At 41.1% G+C, this 3,235-nt stretch carries 8 protein-coding genes; 5 read left to right on the forward strand and 3 right to left on the reverse strand.

From position 1 onward, the window contains the following. The 3 genes from ACUVXA_RS18645 to ACUVXA_RS18655 form a co-directional block, all read left to right on the forward strand. The coding region (locus ACUVXA_RS18645; protein ID WP_445872794.1) for a hypothetical protein at positions 1–495 on the forward strand (495 nt) is incomplete at its 5' end. 132 nt (positions 496–627) lie between these two features. Then, positions 628–816 carry a hypothetical protein gene (locus ACUVXA_RS18650; protein WP_445872795.1) on the forward strand — a complete coding sequence of 63 codons (189 nt, stop codon included), beginning with the start codon at positions 628–630 and terminating at the stop codon, positions 814–816. Between the two features lie 240 nt (positions 817–1,056). After that, positions 1,057–1,218 carry a hypothetical protein gene (locus ACUVXA_RS18655; protein ID WP_445872796.1) on the forward strand — a complete coding sequence of 54 codons (162 nt, stop codon included), beginning with the start codon at positions 1,057–1,059 and terminating at the stop codon, positions 1,216–1,218. 156 nt (positions 1,219–1,374) lie between these two features. Here the strand turns inward: ACUVXA_RS18655 and ACUVXA_RS18660 are convergent, their stop codons facing one another. Then, positions 1,375–1,974 carry a hypothetical protein gene (locus ACUVXA_RS18660; RefSeq protein ID WP_445872797.1) on the reverse strand — a complete coding sequence of 200 codons (600 nt, stop codon included), beginning with the start codon at positions 1,972–1,974 and terminating at the stop codon, positions 1,375–1,377. Continuing rightward, on the reverse strand, positions 1,923–2,225 hold the full coding sequence (locus ACUVXA_RS18665) for a UPF0175 family protein (RefSeq protein WP_445872798.1): 303 nt from the start codon (positions 2,223–2,225) through the stop codon (positions 1,923–1,925). The genes ACUVXA_RS18660 and ACUVXA_RS18665 overlap by 52 nt, the downstream gene beginning before the upstream one ends. Positions 2,226–2,325: 100 nt before the next feature. On the opposite strand from ACUVXA_RS18665, the gene ACUVXA_RS18670 reads away from it, so the two are divergent. Further along, positions 2,326–2,511, forward strand: a complete 186-nt coding sequence (locus ACUVXA_RS18670; RefSeq protein WP_445872799.1) for a hypothetical protein — start codon at positions 2,326–2,328, stop codon at positions 2,509–2,511. A gap of 312 nt (positions 2,512–2,823) precedes the next feature. After that, positions 2,824–2,946, forward strand: coding sequence for a hypothetical protein (locus ACUVXA_RS18675; protein ID WP_445872800.1), 123 nt, complete (start codon positions 2,824–2,826; stop codon positions 2,944–2,946). 108 nt (positions 2,947–3,054) lie between these two features. Here the strand turns inward: ACUVXA_RS18675 and ACUVXA_RS18680 are convergent. Further along, the coding region (locus tag ACUVXA_RS18680; protein ID WP_445872801.1) for a hypothetical protein at positions 3,055–3,235 on the reverse strand (181 nt) is incomplete at its 5' end.

Below are 3,235 nucleotides of genomic sequence, written 5' to 3' on the forward strand. Positions count from 1 at the left end.
TCTGGTGAGGGTGTGTCCTCGGGATTTACAGGCTGCAAAATTGCTTCGGAAATAGCCGAGAGAGCGCTTGAGAAGGGTGACGTTTCGAATGAATCACTTTGGGAGTATAATGTAAGGTATTTCACGGATCAAGGTGCAAAGTTTGCAGCTCTTATGGCGCAGCTACCCGCCGCAGCCACCCTAACTCGTAGCGATGTAAATTACCTTTTTGATGCAAACGTAGTATTCAATGGGGAAGATTTCAGTCAGATTAACAGATGCTTCGAAGTGAAGTCTTCTATCGGAAAAACACTCGGTACTTTGGGAAAGCTTTTGATAGGAGTAATTAAAGGAGGATTACGAAGGGAAAGCCTTGGAAAATTAATAGCTGTTCAAAAAATCTCCTCAAAGCTTAGAAATCTCTACGAAAACTATCCTGAAAATCCTCAAAAAATTGATGAGTGGATACTGAAAGTAGAACCCCTGTGGACGGCGTCAAGAAAATTGGGAGGCTAGTGAAGCTTACAGATAGTTGGCATATAAAATTATACGTCAAGAATAAGAAAAACATCCTCCATCTGATGATGTTAGTATGTCTGTTAAATAGTGATCGAGGGATAATTATGGAGAAACCAAGGGAAGTAATTTATGAGCACACTAATGTTAAAAAGATGCTACATTATGTCAATGTTTGGTTTTTGCCTTTCAGATGGGGATCCAACACTTACAGGGGGTTGCAAGCATAACTGTGTTTACTGCAATGCAAGATACACCCATGAATATCTGGAGCTTCCAACTGGAGAGTTTCCCATAAAATTTTCGTCAAATATAATGTAGCAGAAATCCTCGATAAGGAGTTCTCCAGAGAAAAATGGAACAAAAAGTTGACAGCCAACTTGGCACCCGTAACAGACCCTTATCAGTCAGCTGAGAGTTGGTTCAAAATTACAAGAAAGGTGGTAGGCGTCTATTCTGGTTCTGTGCCACACATCTTGGGTATCAAGCGTGAGGTCAAGATTTATGTCTCAAATGCGTATTCCGTCTTAAAATCGACTGGCACTTTCTTCGGCTCCACGCTTGGCTTCGAGAAAGAGCATCCAAGGCCCACTGGGAAGGATGGAAGTGGAGAGGATGGCGGCGACGGCGATTGATGCTCCTCTCCCAAGAAGTATTGCACGATTTGTTGCGCGAAATAGGGTTCTCAGATGTCGAAGTGTCCCAAGAGTCACAGGCGGATAAATTACGGCTCTGGTTTTATGCTAAAAAACCATGAAATTATAGAATATGGACAACACCTCGCAATAAAAGTCAAATTCTCCTAGCAAAGAAATAGGGAAGCGCTTGAGATTATCGATAAAAGGTCAATCACTGTCCGAACCATGGAAGGTTAATTTTTTATCTTTCATTCCCTCTTGTGGAGACTATAAGTTTTGCAGCTTCCAGTATTTCAGCAGCTTGTTTGGCCTTTAGCTTAAATCTCCGCTCACCAGGGTCTTTGATTGCGGATTCTACGTCATGGATTTCAATGAAACCTCTGCGGAGAGCTTCCAACAAAATTGTCCAGGTGTTCCAAACTTTGAACCCATGCATCTTCGCGAGGTCTGAGAGAATCTTCTCGTCGACTAACATACTCTTAACCTTGTTTTCTATCGCCAGCATAAGTGTTTCAGCATCTGATTTGGATACGTTTTCACCTTTAGCTATCCTCTTAGCAGTTGAAATTCCTCTCCTAGTTATACTCTTAACTATAATCCAACCTTCATCTATTGCTTCTTTCACGATCAGAGCGTCGTTGTGGCCAAGTTTGATTCCTTCATCGACAACTTCCCTTTTAACTTCTGGGGTTATTAATACGTTTTTGAATAGCTTCTTGAGAAGGTGGAGCTTGTTTATTTGGGCTAGGTGGATTAATGGTCCTGCATTGGATACTGCTGGAAGCAGGGCTATTCCCCGTATTCCTTCTTCAGGTACTCTTTGACTGTTTCCGAGTTCCAATTTACTGCGACACCTTCTCTTTCCAGCATCTCTAGGAACGCTCGTAGTGGTATCCTTAATATTTCAGAAGCTCTTGAGGCTGTTAGCTTACCATTCTTGTAAATTTGTATTACTCTCCGGCGTAGTCCGTCCTCAATAAAATCCTTAAGTAGTGTAGTTCGATCAACATTCTCTAGGTCTCTCACGGCTTCTATCTTCTCCAAGTCTCTGCGTGAAAGCCGCATAGTGATCACAATGGGCTTTTTTGGCATAACTATCCCCAGTAGTAAGAATACATTGTAATACATAAATATTTCCTAAACATAACCCAATCAAGGGGGTTAGGAACCCCAAGACTCGAAGCACTAAGTATTGATACCAGTAGAGGAAAAGGAGAAGATGCAGAAAAGGGCTTTGAAGAATTTCCCATCAGATCCTATGATGCGAGACCTTCATTTTATCAGAGAATTGATTTTCGCTCTGAAGAAAAAGGAAGAGGAGAAAACCTACACGGAACTAGGCGCAATCGCCAGAGATGAATTCCATTTATTGGCTTAAAGTTCATCCAAAGGCAAAGAAATTTGAAACGAGACACGCCCTCTCGCCTAACCTATGCATTACCCACAATTATTATGGGTAATTTTTGCTCTCTAATTTTTTATCATATACGTAATATTTTTTATCGTGGGAACAAGAAAATATGCGTATCTTGCATAAAATTAGAGGAAAGCAATTACTCGTAGCACTTATGGGTAATGCATAGCTCGCCTAACGGCGAATAAAAGGGTAATCAAGTATTTCCACAAATTGCCTTAATAGTTCATTCATTAACGCATTCATCCGCAAAGTTAGCATAGTGAGGTAAGATCTATGAAGGAGAAGGACAAGCTTTGGGAAAAGGTGAAAAAGGATTTCCTCTCTGACCCTGCACTTCAAGAGGTACATTATGCACGTTTGAAAATACACGAACAGACAGAGGGGATGACAGATTAAGAATTCATAGAATTCATTAAAATGAAAGGAAAAAGGTCATCGGGGAAAGACGATAAAAGGCACGTCAGCTCGTAACGTAGATGAGTTTTTAAGAGCTCTTCTTCCACTTTACTGCGTGTTTTTCCATTCTTGAAAGCAATAATTGTCTAGATTATGTGGTGGAACTGATTTAAGATTAACGTTAATAACTGCCGCTGCAATTAGACTACCACAGTGTATGGTGGAGATAAATTCTTGACACTCCCCTCGACTAAAGTCGGGGGATTCTTGCTTCTGGCTCAACGCCTTC

It is taken from the genome of Candidatus Jordarchaeum sp. (genome assembly GCF_052745115.1).

Bases quoted from the DNA above. Each gene is read 5' to 3' on its own strand.
- ACUVXA_RS18675 (WP_445872800.1), top strand. From the start codon at position 2,824: ATGAAGGAGAAGGACAAGCTTTGGGAAAAGGTGAAAAAGGATTTCCTC.
- ACUVXA_RS18650 (WP_445872795.1), top strand. From the start codon at position 628: ATGAGCACACTAATGTTAAAAAGATGCTACATTATGTCAATGTTTGGT.
- ACUVXA_RS18665 (WP_445872798.1), bottom strand. From the start codon at position 2,225: ATGCCAAAAAAGCCCATTGTGATCACTATGCGGCTTTCACGCAGAGAC.